This is a genomic window from Myxococcus xanthus (assembly GCF_006402735.1).
GTDB classification, from domain to species: Bacteria; Myxococcota; Myxococcia; order Myxococcales; family Myxococcaceae; genus Myxococcus; species Myxococcus xanthus_A.
On sequence record NZ_CP017174.1, the window covers coordinates 4,737,052 to 4,753,726 of the forward strand.

The 16,675-nt window shown below is 68.9% G+C and carries 11 protein-coding genes; 4 read left to right on the forward strand and 7 right to left on the reverse strand.

The window, feature by feature from the left end:
- Positions 1 to 58: 58 nt before the first annotated feature.
- Positions 59 to 652: a DUF998 domain-containing protein gene (locus tag BHS09_RS19625; protein ID WP_140798577.1), complete on the forward strand. Its 594-nt coding sequence runs from the start codon at positions 59 to 61 to the stop codon at positions 650 to 652.
- Between the two features lie 247 nt (positions 653 to 899).
- Here the strand turns inward: BHS09_RS19625 and BHS09_RS19630 are convergent, their stop codons facing one another.
- Positions 900 to 2,906: an amidohydrolase gene (locus tag BHS09_RS19630; protein ID WP_140798578.1), complete on the reverse strand. Its 2,007-nt coding sequence runs from the start codon at positions 2,904 to 2,906 to the stop codon at positions 900 to 902.
- A 497-nt stretch (positions 2,907 to 3,403) separates the two neighbouring features.
- Between BHS09_RS19630 and BHS09_RS39035 the strand changes: the two genes are divergently transcribed.
- Positions 3,404 to 3,673 carry a hypothetical protein gene (locus tag BHS09_RS39035; RefSeq protein WP_201800532.1) on the forward strand — a complete coding sequence of 90 codons (270 nt, stop codon included), beginning with the start codon at positions 3,404 to 3,406 and terminating at the stop codon, positions 3,671 to 3,673.
- On the opposite strand, the gene mutS is transcribed toward BHS09_RS39035, so the two are convergent.
- Positions 3,636 to 6,407, reverse strand: a complete 2,772-nt coding sequence (gene mutS / locus BHS09_RS19640) for a DNA mismatch repair protein MutS (protein WP_140798579.1) — start codon at positions 6,405 to 6,407, stop codon at positions 3,636 to 3,638. The two genes, BHS09_RS39035 and mutS, sit on opposite strands and share 38 nt — an antisense overlap.
- 149 nt (positions 6,408 to 6,556) lie before the next feature.
- Between mutS and nhaA the strand changes: the two genes are divergently transcribed.
- Both nhaA and BHS09_RS19650 read left to right on the forward strand, forming a co-directional pair.
- Complete coding sequence (gene nhaA / locus BHS09_RS19645) at positions 6,557 to 7,906, forward strand: Na+/H+ antiporter NhaA (protein ID WP_140796516.1); 1,350 nt, start codon at positions 6,557 to 6,559, stop codon at positions 7,904 to 7,906.
- Between the two features lie 20 nt (positions 7,907 to 7,926).
- Complete coding sequence (locus tag BHS09_RS19650; protein WP_140792117.1) at positions 7,927 to 9,618, forward strand: ABC1 kinase family protein; 1,692 nt, start codon at positions 7,927 to 7,929, stop codon at positions 9,616 to 9,618.
- A 10-nt stretch (positions 9,619 to 9,628) separates the two neighbouring features.
- On the opposite strand, the gene BHS09_RS19655 is transcribed toward BHS09_RS19650, so the two are convergent.
- From BHS09_RS19655 to BHS09_RS19675, 5 genes are all read right to left on the reverse strand, one after another.
- Entirely contained in the window at positions 9,629 to 10,090 is a 462-nt protein-coding gene (locus tag BHS09_RS19655; RefSeq protein WP_140792119.1) for a DUF2267 domain-containing protein, read from the reverse strand.
- A gap of 389 nt (positions 10,091 to 10,479) precedes the next feature.
- Complete coding sequence (locus tag BHS09_RS19660; protein WP_140792121.1) at positions 10,480 to 10,974, reverse strand: TlpA family protein disulfide reductase; 495 nt, start codon at positions 10,972 to 10,974, stop codon at positions 10,480 to 10,482.
- Positions 10,975 to 11,089: 115 nt separating this feature from the next.
- Entirely contained in the window at positions 11,090 to 12,127 is a 1,038-nt protein-coding gene (locus BHS09_RS19665; RefSeq protein WP_237079685.1) for an alpha/beta hydrolase family protein, read from the reverse strand.
- A 236-nt stretch (positions 12,128 to 12,363) separates the two neighbouring features.
- Entirely contained in the window at positions 12,364 to 15,489 is a 3,126-nt protein-coding gene (locus BHS09_RS19670) for an efflux RND transporter permease subunit (protein WP_140798580.1), read from the reverse strand.
- Positions 15,486 to 16,673 (reverse strand): efflux RND transporter periplasmic adaptor subunit, encoded by a 1,188-nt coding sequence (locus BHS09_RS19675; RefSeq protein ID WP_140798581.1) that lies wholly within the window; start codon positions 16,671 to 16,673, stop codon positions 15,486 to 15,488. The genes BHS09_RS19670 and BHS09_RS19675 overlap by 4 nt, the downstream gene beginning before the upstream one ends.
- Between the last annotated feature and the right edge of the window lie 2 nt (positions 16,674 to 16,675).

A 16,675-nucleotide genomic window follows, 5' to 3' on the forward strand; every position in this document is an offset into this window, starting at 1 on the left:
GTCCCCCAGTCCGCGCGGGGCCTTTCGCCCGGGAGGCCCCGCGCTTGATCGCAGGAGAATGAGCCTCTGGGTCCTCGTCGCGGCGATTGTTGCCGGGTTGCTGGCCGCCGTCCCTCCATGGTGGTTCGCGCGGCGGCGTCCCGGCTACAGCCACTTCAGGAACACCATCAGCGAGCTCGGGGAGACCGGGGCCCCCGATGCGGCCCGAGTCGCCTGGCTCGCCTTCGCACCCCTGGGCCTCGCGGTCTGGGGCTTCGCGGCGTTGCTTGGAGGGCGACTGCCGGACGACGCCGGAACCGGCCTCGTGCTGCTTTCGATGCTGGGCGTGAGCTACGTCGGCGCCGCGGTGTTCCCGTGTGACGCTGGAGCACCGTTCTGGGGGACGTGGCGGAACCAGATGCACAACCTCGTCGCCACCATCGGCTACTTCGGCGCGGGAGCTGGGTTGATTGAGCTCGGGCGCACCTTCGAGGACCTGGCGACGCTGTCCACCCTTGCGCGGGTCACGTCGATGCTGGGTAAGGGCGTCCTCGCCGGAATCTTCGTGCTGTCGTTCGAGTCGCCTGTGCGCGGACTCACCCAGCGCCTCATCGAAGCGGCGGTGTTCGGCTGGATGGTGCTGGTGGGCGTGTGGTTGGTGTTGGGGCCGTGATCCAGGCAATGGGGCCCCTGCCGCGGCAGGGAACGACCGAACGGAGAGGGCCACACAGTCCTCTCCGTGCAGCCAAGGTCACGGGAACTCGGGCGGGCAGTGAATCGCGCACTCGCCCGGGATGATGGGGCGGCAAGTGTGCATGCCAGCGTTCAGGCACTGGGCATTGTGACGGTCCGCACAACGACGAACGCCTCCCGCGAGCAAACCCCGCAGGAGGCGTCTGGACCGAGCGCCCGAAGGCCAATCAGTGACGGCTGCTGGTGGCCCGCCCGTTGATGTACGTCTGGATCACCGGAATCTGGCTGATCTTCGTGGGGTCGCCGCCCTTGGCCGGATCGAAATCGAGCGGGTTGGCGCCCAGCACGACGAAGTCCGCCACCTTGCCGGGCTCGATGCTGCCCAGCAACGTGTCGAGCTCATGGTGGCGGGCCGGCACCACCGTGATGGCGCGCAGCGCCTCCTCGACGGTCGCCGCGTGCTTGGCGCCCAGCACGTACTCCCTCGTGAAGTCCGGATAGGACCAGGTGCGCCGCGTGACGGCCTGCTCCACGAACCAGAGGGGACGCGTCGGGGTCACCATCGAATCGCTGTGGAACGAGAAGGGAATCTCATTCTCACGGTCATAGGCGATGGGGTCGATTTCGTTCGCGGTCTCCTGCCCCAGCATCCCCACGAACGCGTGACCCCAGTACGCCACGTGCCCGATGAGGTGCGTCACCTGGACGTCGAGCGCGGGCACCGACTTCTTGTCCAGGGTGCCCGCTCCCTTGCGCAGGTCACCAATGCGCTTGGAGAGCGCGGGCTGGCCCACCGTGTTGTGGATGAGGAGGACCCGGTGGGGGTTCTCCTTCCCCTGCTGGAGCTGCGACAACGCATCCAGCGCCCAGGTGTTCGCCCCGTTGCCGTTGGCGTGGAGATTGAACCGCCACGTCCCCTGATTCCAGAGCGGGCTCAACTGGTCCACGATGGCCTGCGCGTTGTCGTAGTCCGCCCGGCCCTCGCCTTCACCCGAGCAGTGCCCACCCTCCAGGTAGTGATACGGCGAATCAAGCTTCGCGGTGCAGCCCTGCGTCGAGCCATCGACCCAGATCTTGATGCCGCCAGCGCCCAGCCACTTCGGCAGCGCACAGTCATTGCCCGCCTTCGGCTCACAGGCGGGCGCCGTCGGCTGGAGATTCGCACCCGACGCGGCCTCCGCGACCACGACGCCCGTGATTCGGAAGGGGAACCCGGGCAGCTCGGTGAACCGCTTCACGGCGTTGACCTGCGCCACGCTCTGGAGACCACCATCCGCGATGGTGGTGACGCCCGCGTCACGCAGCGCCAGGATGGCGCGATCGATCTCCGCGCCGCCCTGCTCCGCGAGCTTGACCGGATCGGAGTGCATCAGCGCCAGGGGCAGGTTCTGCTGCATCGCCTTCATGAACGGCGCGTAGCCGGACGACTCCCGCAGCAGGCCCGTGAAGTTTCCAGACGCATCCGTGGCCCACTCGCCCCCGCCCTGACCAACGGAGTCGGGCGGCTTGCAGCCCTTGACGACTCCGTTCGGACAGACGGCCTCGAAGGCCTTCTGGTTCACGTAGGCCAGGTGGCCCGACTGGTCCAGGATGAGCACCGGCCGGTCCTTGGTCACGCATGCGTCGAGGTAGAACTTCGGCTGCGCCATGAAGGTCGAAGGGCCGCCCTTCCCGCACCCCGTCGAGTTGTCGAACGTCTGCCTCGACGGATCCAGGTTCATGCCCAGGACGAAGACGTCGCTCCCGATGGCACTCGAATCCTCCACCTTCATCGAGGAGAGCGCGCGCAGCACCTCGCTGCGGGACTTGCAGTCCACGGACGGGTCCACCCGGTACGGAGGCGGCAAACAGGGCGCCAGGTCATGCGAGCCCAACACACTCTGGATGAGCGTGGGCAGGAAGTGCATGTGCGGGTCGAAGAAGCCCGGCATCAGCACTTGTCCGGGCGCGAGCTGGACCACCTCCACCGACGTGGACAGCCCCTGCTGGAGATCGAACGCCTTGCCGACCTTCAGGATCTGTCCCCGGTCATCCACCAGGACGGCCTCGGCGACGGTCCCCTTGTCGTCCATGGTGAGGACCTTCCCCAGGAACAAGGTGGAGCCAGGCCTGGCGGGGCCGCGCTCGACGGGCGCCGCACAGGACGACAGGAAAGCGAGTGCGGCCCCAAGCACGGAGTAGCGAGGGAATGCACGGGGAAGACATGAGACATCTCGACGCAGAGGTCCAGACATAGAGTTCCTTTTCAAGGGGTGCGACAATATACACAGCAGCCCCATTAAATCCATACACCACAAAGACAGTAAATTCAGACACGTCAAAATCTCATTCGACACGTCAACACGGCTCCTGACACGTCAAATGCGACAGCCAGCCCCAGGGCAGTCACCCGTCGGTCCGTCGGCTGACATGACAAACCCGCCGTTGACGTGTCAGCGCGCCGTCCGACGCGTCCACACCTGCAAAGGGGCTGCTCCCCAGAGGCTCGCCGAATGACCAGGGGGCGCCGATATCCGCACCGAGCATCCGCTTCAGTGCCCTGGAGTTCGGCTGTGACGCCGTCGCGTCGAACCGGCTCATCCAGCAACACCGGAACGCCCCCAGCAGCGTCCCGCAGCCCCGCGAAGGGGCCGCCGGGGCAGCCACCCGCTCACGCGGAGGCAACTCCTGTGGGTACTCGCGGGTGGAGCATGAACTGACGCGACATTCCTTCCAGGAGGACGTCAATTACGTGCCGCCCATCACGCACCTCATCCAGCAGGCCCGGCCTGAGCTGGCGCTGCTGGAGGCCAACGCGAAGCGCGTGCCCGCAAGCCCCTTCTCGCCCACGAACAACCGCATCGAGGCGGTCGTCCACGGGGGCTCGGGTCCAAAGGCCGCGTTGGAAGCGGCCCGCCGCGTCCAGTTGGTGCGGCTGTACCTCTGGGCTGAGCACCGGGCGAGGCGAGGCCCGGCGCTGCTTCCTACTCCAGCTCGCGCTGAAGCTTCGCCAGCAGGTTGAGCGCATCCAGGGGCGTCATCCGGTCAATGGTCGCCCCCTTCAGCGCATCCAGCGTCTTCTGCTGCGCGGGCGTCACCCCAGCCGAGCCCTGAGCCGTGGGCGCCGGCTCCGCGCCGAACAGTCCCAGCTGCCCGGACGAAGCCCCACGCCGTCCACCCTGCGGCTGCCGCACGGCCACCCGGGGCCGGCCCGCGTCATCCAGCTCACCGGACTCCAGATTTTGGAGCAGCTCGCGCGCGCGCCCGACGACTTCCGGCGGCAGACCCGCCAGCTTCGCCACCTCGATGCCGTAGGAGCGGCTGGCCCCACCCGGCACCAGCTTGCGCAGGAAGATGACCTTGCCGTTCTGCTCCTTCACGGCGATGCACAGGTTCTTCACCCGAGGCCGCTCGCGGGCCAGGTCCACCAACTCGTGGTAGTGCGTGGCGAACAGCGCGCGCGCCCCCACCGTGTCGTGCAGGTGCTCCGCCACCGCCCAGGCAATGGAGAGCCCGTCGAAGGTGGACGTGCCACGGCCAATCTCATCCAGGATGATGAGGCTCTTGTTCGTGGCGTGATGGAGGATGTGGCTGGTCTCCGTCATCTCCACCATGAAGGTGGACTGACCGCGCGCCAGATTGTCCGCCGCGCCCACGCGCGTGAAGATGCGATCGCACAGACCGATGCGCGCCGCCTTCGCCGGAACGAACGAGCCCGCCTGCGCCATCAACGCCGTCAGCGCCACCTGCCGCATCACCGTGCTCTTGCCGGCCATGTTCGGACCGGTAATCACCATCAGCTGCGCGTCCTCGGCCGGGTCCAGGCGAACGTCGTTGGGAACGAACGAATCGCTCGCCCCCAGCATGCGCTCCACCACCGGATGCCGCCCCGCGGTGATGCTGAGCGCCACGGACGCGTCCACCTCCGGCCGCGTGTAGCCATACTCCGCCGCGCACCGCGCGAAGGACAACAGCGCGTCCCCAGTGGCCACCGCCTCCGCGGCGGACCGGATGCGCGGCGCCGCCGACACCACCTGCGTGCGCAGCTCCTCGAAGAGCTGAATCTCCAGCGCGCACCGCCGCTCCTCGGCGGTGAGGACCTGCTCCTCGTACTCCTTCAGCTCCGGGGTGACGAAGCGCTCGGAGTTCACCGTGGTCTGCTTGCGGATGTAGTCCTTGGGCACCCGGTCGAGGTTCGACTTCGTCACCTCCAGGTAGTAACCAAAGACCTTGTTGTAGCGGACCTTCAGCGAGGAGATGCCGGTGCGCTCCTTCTCCCGCTGCTCGATCTGAAGCAGCAGGTCCTTGCCTGACGTGGACAGCGCCACCAGCTTGTCCAGCTCCGCGTGGAAGCCGGCACGAATCATGCCGCCGTCCTTCAGCGTCACCGGCGGCTCGTCCGCCACGGCGCGCGACAGCAGCTCCGCCAGCTCCGGCAGCGCGGACAGGGGGCCCGTGAGCGACTTGAGCAGCGAGGACTCACACCGCGCAAGCACCGCCACCACCCGGGGAAGCTGCGCCAGCGACAAGCCCAGCGCGCGCAAGTCCCGGGCGTTGCCCGCGCCCAGCGACAGCCGGCCGCACAGCCGCTCCAGGTCCCCCACTTCCTTGAGGATGCCTGCCAGCTCCTCGCGCCACACGCTGCGCCCGGACAGCTCGTCCACCGCGTCCAGCCGCGCGTGGATTTCCGGCAGCGAGCCCAGCGGAGACGAAAGCCAGCGCGCCAGCTTGCGCGCGCCCAGGCTCGTCACCGTCTTGTCCAGCACGCCCAGCAGCGAGCCCTTGCGCCCACCGTCCCGCAGCGAGCGCAGCACCTCCAGGTTGGCCCGGGAGGACTCATCCATCAGGAGGTTGCCGCCGCGCTCCTGCCGGCTCAGCCGGTCCACGTGCGCCGCCGCCGTCTTCTGCGTGTCCTTCAGGTAGCGCAGCGCAGCGCCCGCGGCGCCCGCGGCCAGGGGCGCGTCATCCAATCCGAAAGCGGACAGCGACTGCACCGCGAAGTGACTGCGCAGGTAGCCCGCCGCCCGCGTGGGTTCGAACGACGCGGCCTCGCCCTCCGCCACCGCCGGCGTGCGCACCATCCGGGCGAGCAGCTGCGCCACCTCCGGCGCGTCCCGCTTCCCGTCCGGCACCAGCAGCTCACGGGGCTCCACGCGCGACAGCGACTCCGCCAGCTCCGCGATGCCCGGGGCCTCCAGGGCCATGAACTCGCCGGTGGACGCCTCCAGCAGCGCCGCGCCCCAGCCCTTGTCGTTCCAGGACACGGCGGCCAGGAAGTTGCTGGCCTGAGGCTCCAGCACCTCTTCGTCCAGCACCATGCCCGGGGTGATCACCCGCGTGACTTCCCGGCGGACGATGCCCGGCCCGTTGCCCGGCTCCTCCACCTGTTCGCAGATGGCGACCTTCAGGCCCTCGGACACGAGGCGGCCGATGTACCGCCGCGCGGCATGGTAGGGCACCCCGCACATGGGCACCTTGTCCGCGCCCTTGGCCCTCGCGGTGAGGGTGATTTGGAGGATCTCCGAGGCCTTCACCGCGTCCTCGAAGAACATCTCGTAGAAGTCACCCAACCGGAAGAACAGCAGCGAGTCCGGGTGGAGCGCCTTCACCTCCATGTACTGGCGCATCATGGGGGTCAGGGAGGCAATCTCCCGGGCGCCCGCACCCTCGTTTACCGGCCCCACCTCGGGCGTCATGTCCCCGGGGAGCTCCACCGCTGCTGTCTTGCCTGCCTTCGCCTGCTGCGTCACGGCCATCCCTGCCCTTCTCTCATGGCCCCACCCCTGGATCAACGAACCGGCGCCCTACCCGCCGAGTTCCCTTACCACCCACCGCCGACATTCCACCCACCCCACCGCTGAAAACGGGTGCCATGCCCGACGACGCGGGGCATCGTGCGCGCCGCATGGCGCAGACGCCCCCTACTTCAGAGGCCCGGCCCCGGCCTCCCGTGCCCGCGCTCTTCCGCGTGGCCCTGGCCCCCATCCAGGCCTTCTTCCGCCTGGAGGCGGCCAGCGGCATCCTGCTGGCCCTGTGCGCGGTGGCCGCCATGGCGTGGGCCAACTCGCCGTGGGCCGCCACCTACTCCGCGGTGTTCGACGCCCGCATGACGGTGGGGGTGGCGGGCGTCCACGCGGGCTTCACCGTCCGCGAGCTCATCAACGACGGGCTGATGACGCTGTTCTTCTTCGTCGTCGGCATGGAAATCAAGCGCGAGCTGAGCTCGGGCGAGCTGCGCACCTTCTCCCGCGCGGTGCTGCCGCTCATCGCCGCGATGGGCGGCATGATTGTTCCCGCCGCCCTCTACGCCGCCTTCAACCAGGGGACGCCCGCGCAGGCGGGCTGGGCCATCCCCATGGCCACCGACATCGCCTTCTCCATTGGCTGCCTCACGTTGGTCAGGACGCGGGTGAGCCACGGGTTGGTCGTGTTCCTCACGGCGCTGGCCATCTTCGACGACATCGGCGGCATCCTCGTCATCGCCGTGTTCTACGGTTCAGGGCTTCACGCGAGCTGGCTCGTGGGGGCGCTGGGTGTACTCGCCGTGCTGGCGTGCCTCAACCACTTCCAGGTGCGCAACGGCGTGGCGTACGCGCTGGCGGGCGCGGCGCTCTGGTACACGATGCACCACGGCGGCATCCACGCCACGCTGTCGGGTGTGGTGCTGGGCCTGTTCATGCCCGCACGCCCCCTGCGTCCGGGCCGCCACGTGCTGGAGGAGCTGCGCCTCTACGTAGACCGGGCGCTCCTGACGGCGATGGATGAGGCGACGCGGGGCGCGCAGATTCTCTACCTCGAGGAGCGCCTGGAGGAACTGGAGCCGCCGCTCAACCGCTTCGTCCACTTGTGGCACGTGCCCGTGGCGTACGGCATCGTCCCCCTCTTCGCCCTGGCCAACTCAGGCATCTCCCTGGAGGGCATGGGCTGGGCGGACCTGCTCCGGCCGCTGCCGCTGGGCATCATCGCCGGCCTCTTCGTGGGCAAGCAGGTGGGCATCTTCCTGTTCACCTGGGGCTCGGTGAAGCTGGGCGTGGCGGACCGGCCCGGCGGTGCGACGCTGCCGCAAATCCACGGCGTGGCGGTGGTGGCGGGCATTGGCTTCACGGTGGCCCTGTTCGTGGCGGGGCTGGCCTTCCCCACCCAGCCGGAGCTGCTCACGGAGGCCAAGCTGGGCATCCTGGTGGGCTCGCTGCTTTCCGCGGTGGTGGGCTACGCACTCTTGCGCTTCGTGGCGAAGCCGGCCGTCCCGGCGTAACGTAGAGGACAGGAACGCTCGTGATTCTCCAAGACCTCAACCGCGTGCGGCAAATCACCGTCATCGCGGCGCGCCACGGCTTTGGCGAGCTGGCGGAGCGCGCGGGCCTGTGGCGCATCCTCGGCCGCAAGGAGAAGGTGGAAGTCTCGCCGGAAGCCCAGCGCGCCTCCACCGCGCGGCGCTTCCGCATGCTGCTCAACGACCTGGGCCCCACCTTCGTCAAGCTGGGCCAGGTGCTGTCCACCCGCGCCGACCTGCTGCCCGCCGAGTACATCGACGAGTTGGCCATGCTCCAGGACCACGTGGAGCCCATCTCCCTGGAGGATGTCCGCGAGCAGATTGAAGGTTCGCTCGGCGCCACCGTGGAGAGCCTCTTCGCCACCATCGACCCGGCGCCGCTGGCCGCCGCGTCCATCGCCCAGGTGCACCGCGCGGTGACGCTGGAGGGCGAAGAGGTGGTGGTGAAGGTGCAGCGGCCGGGCATCGCCGAGCGCATCGACTCCGACCTGGGCGTGCTGCGCAGCCTGGCGCGCCTGCTGGAGGCCGTGGTGGAGGAGACGGGCGTGTATACGCCCACCGGCATCGTGGATGAGTTCGACCGGGCCATCCACGAGGAGCTGGACTTCATCAACGAGGCCACCAACATCCGGGCCTTCCTGGAGAACCACCGCGAGCGGCCCTACCTCAAGATTCCGCGCGTCTACTCCGGCCTGTCCAGCCGCACGGTGCTGACCATGGAGTTCATCCGCGGCGTGAAGCTCAACCCCGCGGAGCTGAGCGAGCCCGAGCGCAAGGCCATTGCCCAGAACATCCTGGACGCCTCCTTCCGGCAGCTCTTCGAGGACGGCCTGTTCCACGGCGACCCACACCCGGGCAACCTGCTGCTGCTGGAGGACCACCGGCTGGCATTGCTGGACTTCGGCGTGGTGGGCCGGCTGTCGCGCCCCATGCAGGAGACGCTGGTCATGCTGTGCCTGGCGGTGGCGCTCAAGGACAGCGAATCCGTGGCGCGCATCCTCTACCGCGTGGGCGTGCCGGACGCGCGTGCCAACCTGGTGGGCTTCCGCAACGACATCGAGGCGCTGCTCGGCCAGCACCTGGCCACCACGCTGGGACAGGTGGACACGCGCTCGCTGCTGAGGGACTTGCTGGACCTGGCGGTGAAGTACCGCATCCGCATCCCCAAGGAGTACGCACTGCTCAGTCGGGCCTCCGTGTCCACGGAGGGCATGCTGCGCAGCCTGTACCCGGAGATGAACATCATCGAGGTGGCGCTGCCGTACGCCAAGGAGCTGCTCGCCGGGCGCTATGACCCGATGCAGCTCCAGGGCGGACTGATGCGCACGCTGCTGCGCTTCCAGTCCATGGCGCAGGACCTGCCCACGCAGCTGTCGCAGATCCTGCTGGACATGGAGTCCGGCAAGTTCACCGTCACGGTGCGCGCGGACCAGTTCGACAAGCTGAACGAGAACCTGCGCAGCGCGGCGGTGATTGCCTTCATGGGCCTGTGCGCGTGCGGCTTCATCGTGGGCGCGTTCATCTCCTTCGCGCCCAAGCCGTGGATGTACGGCAACATACCGGTGCTCGGCGTGGTGGGCATCGCGGTGGCGGCGGCCTTCTTCGGCGCGGCCATCACCTGGTACCTCTTCGGTGGCCGGGGCCTGGGCAAGGTGCGCTTGAGCCGCTTCCTCAAGAAGCCCAAGCGCCAGTAGCCCGCCGACTCTAGACGGGCCGGCGCCACAGGTCGGCGAGGTCCGCCGGGAGCTGCGAGGCCACGGCCGCCACCTCGTCGTCTGGAATCCGGTCCCGGATGGCGGTGAACACCACCGTCAGGACGCGCAGGGCCTGGTCCATGGGGATGCGCAGGTGGTCCGCCACGTCGGTGATGAACTCCGCGCGGTCCATGCGCTTCGCGTGGGACGGGCCCCGGTGGATGCTGCACGCCCCGAGGATGGCGCCGATGCCGCCCTTCCCCAGCGACCAGAGCAGCTTGAGGTCCTCTCCGTCGGACAGGCGCCGCGCGAGCGTGCAGAACACCGCCTCCGCGCCCTTCCGGGCATCCACCCCATTCACCTGGAATTCGCGGCTGTTGCCCAGTTCGTCCAGGAAGCCTTGGAGGTCAGCGGGCTCTTCACGCTCCTTGACCGGCGTGGCGTTGATGGGGGGTTCGGTGTGCTCCGCCATGGGGCTGCCTCCTTGCGTGCCAGTGCGGCCGTGCCGCGTGCAGTCAGCGCTTGTGATGGTGGACATGGCGCGGGCACGCTTCACCCGGAGCGCGCCGTGTGCCTCGGCCTGCATCCCCAGGAGCGAGTGCCCGGTAGGAGGCACGCCACCCATTTTCCAGAGCGCCATCCCTACAAGCATGCCGAGCATTATCGACAATCAGTTGTGGCCAAGCCTCATCCCTGCCGCCCGATAATGCGGCAGCAGAAAGCCACCTCTGGGGCACACGAGGAGCCCCTCGGATGGCAACTGGGGGGCATTTTTCTCTCGCGATTCGCCCAGATGGTTCTCTTTGGGCAGCTGGCAGGCCCTCGTCCTTCGGTCACATCCGCGCGCTGGCCTTCCAGTAGCTACGGCGCAGCGAGCAGCGCCTCCAGGCGCCGCGCGTAGAACCCACGCGAACGCTCGCCGTTGACGGTCGCCACCACCACGCCCTCTCGGTTGATGAAGACGGTGGCGGGCACGGTGGAGATGCGCAGCGGGCCCAGCACCTCCCCCTTCGCCGTGGCCACGGTCATGTGCACCCCTAGCTCGGCCGCAGTCTGGCGGTTTCGCGCCTCGCTGGGATTGAGCGAGAGCGCGAGGAAGCCGACGCCGCGCGCCTCGTACTCACTCCTCAGGGCTTCGAGCTCGGGCAACTCCCGGGCGCAGGCGTGTCAGCCTGGGGCCCACACGTTGATGACCCAGGGACGGCCCAGCAGCGCCTCCCGGTCGATGCGCTCGCCCTCCAGCGTTTCGGCCCGCAGGGTCTCCGGCACCGGCGTGCCGGGGCGGTCATAGCGGTCACACGCTCCCTGCACCAGGACGAGCGCGAGCAGGAGCGGGAAGCAAAGGAGACGGCGCATGGGCTTCTATATGCACACGGAAGCACGCCCGCGCATCTTCTTTCCGTGTGGGAGTTCCCGCTGCGAGAAGACCTGGCGGGACTCACGTTCAAGTGCCTGATGATGACGGACGAAGCTATCTCTGCGCGCTCAACACGCGCTGGAAGAACGCCACCGCCTCCGCGCGCGTACGTGCCTGCGAGGCCGCGCGCGTCCCCGGCGTGGCATCCCGGCACAGCATGGCCGCCACCTTGAAGCCCAACTCCGTGCACTCGGGCAGGAAAGTGAAGTGGGCCGCGTCGTCCAACACCACCGTCGTCGCGTCGGGCAGCAGCTTCGCCAGATGCAGGCCGTGCTGTGCATGGGGCATGAGTTCGTCCCCCTTGGCGAGCACCAGCATCACCGGCACGTCGATGTCCGCCACGTCCCGCGCCTCGTAGGTCCCCGCCATGCCGGGTGCCATGGCGATGGCGGCGCGCACTCGCGGGTCCTTGTACGACGCACGCGCCACCGCCATGTCGATGCGGCTGTAGTCCACGTCGCGAAGCTCGTCGCAACCTGGGTGCTCGCGTGTCTCAGGTGCCGTGCAGAGGTTCGCGATTGGTGACAGGTTGAGCCGCGCGCCCGCCAACGCCAGCGCCGTGTAGCCCCCCATGGAGTGCCCCGCCGCGCCAACGCGCTCTGCGTCCACACGAGGCCCCCAGACCGCGTCCTTCAAGAGCCCGTCCAGGAGGGCCGTGAAGTCCTGGGGCCGCTCCCAGCCGCGCACATGGCCCTCTGGACTCGTGTCTCCGTAGGTATTGCCGGGATGGTCCACCGACACGACGATGAAACCGTGCGCGGCCAGGTGCGCGCCGAACCAGGACATGTTGACGGCCGCGCCACCATTGCCGTGGGACAGCACCACCAGCGGCCAGCGCTCCCAGGCATCCGAGACAGGTGCGTCCTTCGCGGCGACGAAGGGCACGAAGATGGGAGACGCCGTGTGCTCCACCATGAGGGAGCCCGGCGGCGCTGGATACCAGACCACTGTCTTCAACGAACGCTGGCGGGCCGCGTCCTCGAAGGTCCGCGTCGTGAAGCCCACGGCGTATGCCGCGTCGGCGCCTTGACGAGACGTGTTCGACGAAGGCGCCTCCGGAACGGGCCGCGAGGAGGCACAGCCCCACATCATGAGGGCCACTCCGAGGCCCGCTGCCCCCAGGAACTTCGAGCGACGGTTGACGACAGAGACACTGCGACCGCGAGACGAAGGAGGGCGCATGGAAATCGACCGATGACGACCACCGGGCGCCAAGCCCGGAGCAGATGACCTTTACCGCAGCCCCCGAGGACGACCGCCGTCAGGCCACCGCAGCGTCACGAAGACGTCCGCGATGGCCTTATCACCCAAGCGGTCAGCCGCGCCGCTCATCCATGTGCCGCCGGGCGCGGCGCATCGCCATGCTCCGGGTGCTGCGGCGGCTCGTGGGTCTCATCGTCCTTCTTGCCGAACCGCTCACCCAACCGCGTCTTCATGCGGTCCGCCACCACGTAGAAGGCGGGCACCACCAGCAAGCTGAGCACCGTGGACACGGACAATCCACCGAGCACGGCGATGGACATGGGCGCGCGCGTCTCCGAGCCCGCGCCCAGCGCCAGCGCCGCCGGCACCGCCGCCATCATGGTCGCGGTGGACGTCATGAGAATGGGCCGCAGCCGCACCGGCCCCGCGCGCAGCATGGCCTGCATCGCGTCCGCGCCGCGCTCCCGCTCTTGCAGCGCGTAGTCCACCAGGATGATGGAGTTCTTCTTCACGATGCCCATCAGCAGCAACAGGCCAATCATGCTGAAGATGTTCAGCGTGGTGCCCGTGGCGAACAGGGCAAAGGCCGCGCCCGCCACCGACAGCGGAAGAATCGTGAGCACCGTCACCGGGTGCAGGAACGAATTGAACTGCGCGCCCAGCACCATGTAGGCCACGCCAATCCCGAGGAAGAGCGCGAAGAACAGGCTGCTCATCGAGTCGCGGAAGGCCACGCTGGCGCCACCCGCCACCACGCGCACGCCGCCGGGCAGCTCCTTCGCCAGCCGCTCCACCGTCGCCAGGGCCTCTTCCTGGTTCGAACCCGGCGCCACGTTCGCGAAGACGCTGATGGCGCGCTCACGGTCCCGCCGGGTGATGGCCTGCAGCGCGGGCCGCTCCTCCTGCGTCACCAGCGACGACAACGGCACCAGCGCGCCGCTGGCCGTCCGGACCTTCAGCGTGGAGAGGTCCTCCGGCCGGGAGCGCTGATCCGCCAGGAGCCGCATGCGCACGTCGATGCGCCGGCCGCCGGTGCTGTACTTGCCCACGCGCACGCCGCCCACCAGCGCGTTGATGGTGGTGGCCACCGACTGGATGGGAACGCCCAGGTCCGCCGCGCGGCCCCGGTCCGGGGTGATGCGCAGCTCCGGCATGCCCAACTGGTAGTCCGTGTCCACGTCCACCACCTTGCCGCTGGCCTGGAGCTTCTCCCGCATCTCCTGGCTGGCCTCCACCAACTGCTCCCACTCCGAGCCGCGCACACTGAACTCCACCGGGAAGCCGCGCTGCGCCGTGAAGCCGCTCTGGGACTGGTCCTGCACCACCGCGCGCAGGCCCGGGTAGCTGTTGAACTCCTTTCGGAGGATCTGCTGGAAGTCCGCCTGCGGCATGCGCTCGTCGGGCGGCTTCAAGCTGACGAACATCATGCCGGTGTTGACCGCGCCGCTGCCGAAACCGCCGACGACGGAGAAGACGCGCGTCACCTCGGGCCGGCTGCTGGCGAACTCCTCCGCGCGCAGGAACAGCCGGTTCGTCTCTTCGATGTTGCTGCCCACCGCCGTCTGCATGCGCACCAGCAGGCGGCTCTGGTCCTGGGACGGCACGAACTCACCCGGCAGCGCACGGAAGACGAAGACGCTGGAGGCCGTCAGCGCCACCGCCACGCCCAGCACCCACCACGGCCGCTTCAGGCCCCAGGCCAGGGTGCGCGCGTAGACGCGCTCCAGCTTCTCGAAGCCCCGGTCCACCCAGACGCCAATCCGGCTGCGGCCTTCACGCGACGTCTTGAGCAACTGCGCGCAGCGCGCGGGGGCCAGGGTGATGGCCTCCACGTAGGACAGCAGCACCGCCACGCACAGCGTCACGCCGAACTGGAGGAAGTACTTGCCGATGACGCCGCTCATGAAGACGACGGGCAGGAAGATGGCCACCACCGCCGCCGTCGCCGCCAGCGCGGCGAAGGTGATTTCCGCGGTGCCCTCGCGCGCGGCGCGCACCCGGTCCTTCCCCTCTTCGGAGTGCCGGTAGATGTTCTCCAGCACCATGATGGCGTCGTCCACGACGATGCCCACCGCCAGCGCCAGGCCCAGCAACGTGAAGGTGTTGAGCGTGAAGCCCAGGAAGTAGATGACCGCCACCGTCCCCAGCAGTGACATGGGGATGGCCAGCACCACGTTCATCGTGCTGGAGAGCGAGCCCAGGAACACCCAGCACACGAAGGCGGTGAGGATGCACGCGAGCATCAGCTCGAACTCGATTTCGTGGACGCTCTCCTCGATGAACTGCGTCGAGTCGAAGTTGATGCCCAGCTGCATCCCCTCCGGCAGGTCCTTCTGCATCTTGTCCAGCTCGGCCCGGATGCCCTGGGCCACCGCCACGGCGTTGGCGCCGCGCTGCTTCTTGATGCCCAGGCCCTGCGCCGGCTCGCCGTTGATGCGCGCCATGCGGCGCACGTCCTCGAAGCCGTCCTCCACCAGCGCCACGTCCTTCAGGTAGACGGGGAAGCCGCCCTGCTCGCGCACGATGATGCGCCGCAGCGTCTCCAGGTCCAGCGCCTCGCCCATGACGCGGACGTTGACCTCGCGGCCCTGCGTCTCGATGCGGCCGGCGGGCAGCTCCACGTGCTCGCGCTGGAGCGCCGCGGACACGTCCGCCACCGTGAGGCCCAGCGCGTCCAGCTTCTGCGCGTCCACCCAGATGCGGACGTTGCGCTCCAGCATGCCGCCCAGCTGCACCTCGCCCACGCCCGGAATCGTCTGGAGCTTCTCCTTCACGCGGTAGCGGGCGTAGTCACTCACCACCTGCTGGCTGAAGGGCCCGGACACGCCGACCCAGAGGATGGGTTGGTCCTCCGGGTTGGACTTGGAGATGATGGGTGGATCGATGTCCAGCGGCAGCCGGCGCTGCACCTGGCTCACCTTGGTCTGCACGTCCTGGAGCGCCAGGTCCACGTTGCGCGACAGGTCCAGCTCGACGGTGATGTTGCCGCCGCCCTGGCGCGCGGTGGAGTTGATGGCCGTGACGCCCTCCACCTGCGTCACCGCTTCCTCGATGAACTCGAGGACGTCGCTCTCCACCGCTTCCGGGTTGGCGCCTTCCCACGTGACGGAGATGTTGATGGTGGGGAAGTCGACGTCCGGGAACTGGCTGATGCCAATACGCTGCGCGGCCACCAGTCCGAAGACGATGGTGGCCGCCATGATCATCCACGCCAGGACGGGCTTCTTGATGCACGCCTCGGTGATGTTCATTGCCGGGCGCCTCCGCCGCCGCTGGCGGCCTCCGGTTCCAACCGAGGCTCACCCGTGAAGGTGGGCTTGGGTCCTTCCGCCACGCGCACGTTGGCCCCGTCGCGCAGGGCCTCACCGCCGCGCACCACCAGCATCTCACCGGGCTTCACGCCGTCACGGACCTCCACGCGGCCATCCGCGGTGCGCAGGCCCAGCTCCAGCACGCGCTCACGCGCCTTGTTGCCCTCCACGACGTAGGCCAGGAAGCCGCGCTCGCTGGCGCGCACCGCCGTCTGCGGAATCACCGGACTGCCGCCGCGCGTGTCCACGGGCACCGCCACCGTGGCGAAGGCGCCCGGACGGAGCCGCTCGGCGTCCTCACCGGTGACTTCCGCCGTCACCGGCACCATGCGGCTGGCATCATCCGCGGCGGCGGCCACGTGTGTGATCTTCGCCGTGAAAGAGCCACCACCCGCGGCCTGGGCGGAGAAGCGCGCCGTCATGCCGGGCTGGATGCGGGACACGTCCGCCGCCGGAACAGTGAAGCGCAGCAGCAACGGCTCGCGCCGCAGCAGCGTGGCCAGCACGATGCCGGGCTGCACGTACTGGCCCGTCTGCACCGTGCGCGTCTGGAGCACGCCGTCCATGGGCGCGCGCACATAGGCGTCACGCTGGTTGAGCTGCGCCTGGTCCAGCAGCGCCTTCGCCGCCGCCACGTCCGCCTCCGCCGTGCGCGCGCGGGCCTCGAAGGTCTCCAACTGCTCGGCGGGCAGCAGACCGGGGCTGACCTCGTTCACCGCGGTGCGGCGCTTCGCACCAGCCTCCGCCTCCACCAGCGTGGCGCGGGCCCGCGCCAGCGTGGCCTCCGCGGACCGCACGGCGATGGCGTAGCGGGCGGGCTCGATCTCCGCGAGCACCGCGCCCTTCTTCACCGACTGCCCTTCCGCGAAGAGCACCCGCTCCACGGCGCCCGGCACGCGGGCGGTGATCTGCACCCGCTCGAAGGCCTCCACGGAGCCCACCGCGTCTACCACGTACTCCACGTCCCGCGACTCCACCGGAGCCACCTCGACGGGGAACTGGATGGCTGCTCGGCCGCCACCTGCCGGCGCTGCTCCGCCTTGGGCGCTTTGCGCGTCCTTCTTGCAGCCAACCCCCAGGGCCAGCGCGGCCACGGCCAGACCCAACGTTCCTGCGCGTCGCATTT

What these genes read in the sequence shown, in the direction of transcription:
- nhaA (WP_140796516.1), top strand. Translation starts at nt 6,557, where the DNA reads ATGGCGCAGACGCCCCCTACTTCAGAGGCCCGGCCCCGGCCTCCCGTG.
- mutS (WP_140798579.1), bottom strand. Translation starts at nt 6,407, where the DNA reads ATGGCCGTGACGCAGCAGGCGAAGGCAGGCAAGACAGCAGCGGTGGAG.
- BHS09_RS19625 (WP_140798577.1), top strand. Translation starts at nt 59, where the DNA reads ATGAGCCTCTGGGTCCTCGTCGCGGCGATTGTTGCCGGGTTGCTGGCC.
- BHS09_RS19665 (WP_237079685.1), bottom strand. Translation starts at nt 12,127, where the DNA reads ATGATGTGGGGCTGTGCCTCCTCGCGGCCCGTTCCGGAGGCGCCTTCG.
- BHS09_RS19630 (WP_140798578.1), bottom strand. Translation starts at nt 2,906, where the DNA reads ATGTCTGGACCTCTGCGTCGAGATGTCTCATGTCTTCCCCGTGCATTC.
- BHS09_RS19655 (WP_140792119.1), bottom strand. Translation starts at nt 10,090, where the DNA reads ATGGCGGAGCACACCGAACCCCCCATCAACGCCACGCCGGTCAAGGAG.
- BHS09_RS19675 (WP_140798581.1), bottom strand. Translation starts at nt 16,673, where the DNA reads ATGCGACGCGCAGGAACGTTGGGTCTGGCCGTGGCCGCGCTGGCCCTG.
- BHS09_RS19670 (WP_140798580.1), bottom strand. Translation starts at nt 15,489, where the DNA reads ATGAACATCACCGAGGCGTGCATCAAGAAGCCCGTCCTGGCGTGGATG.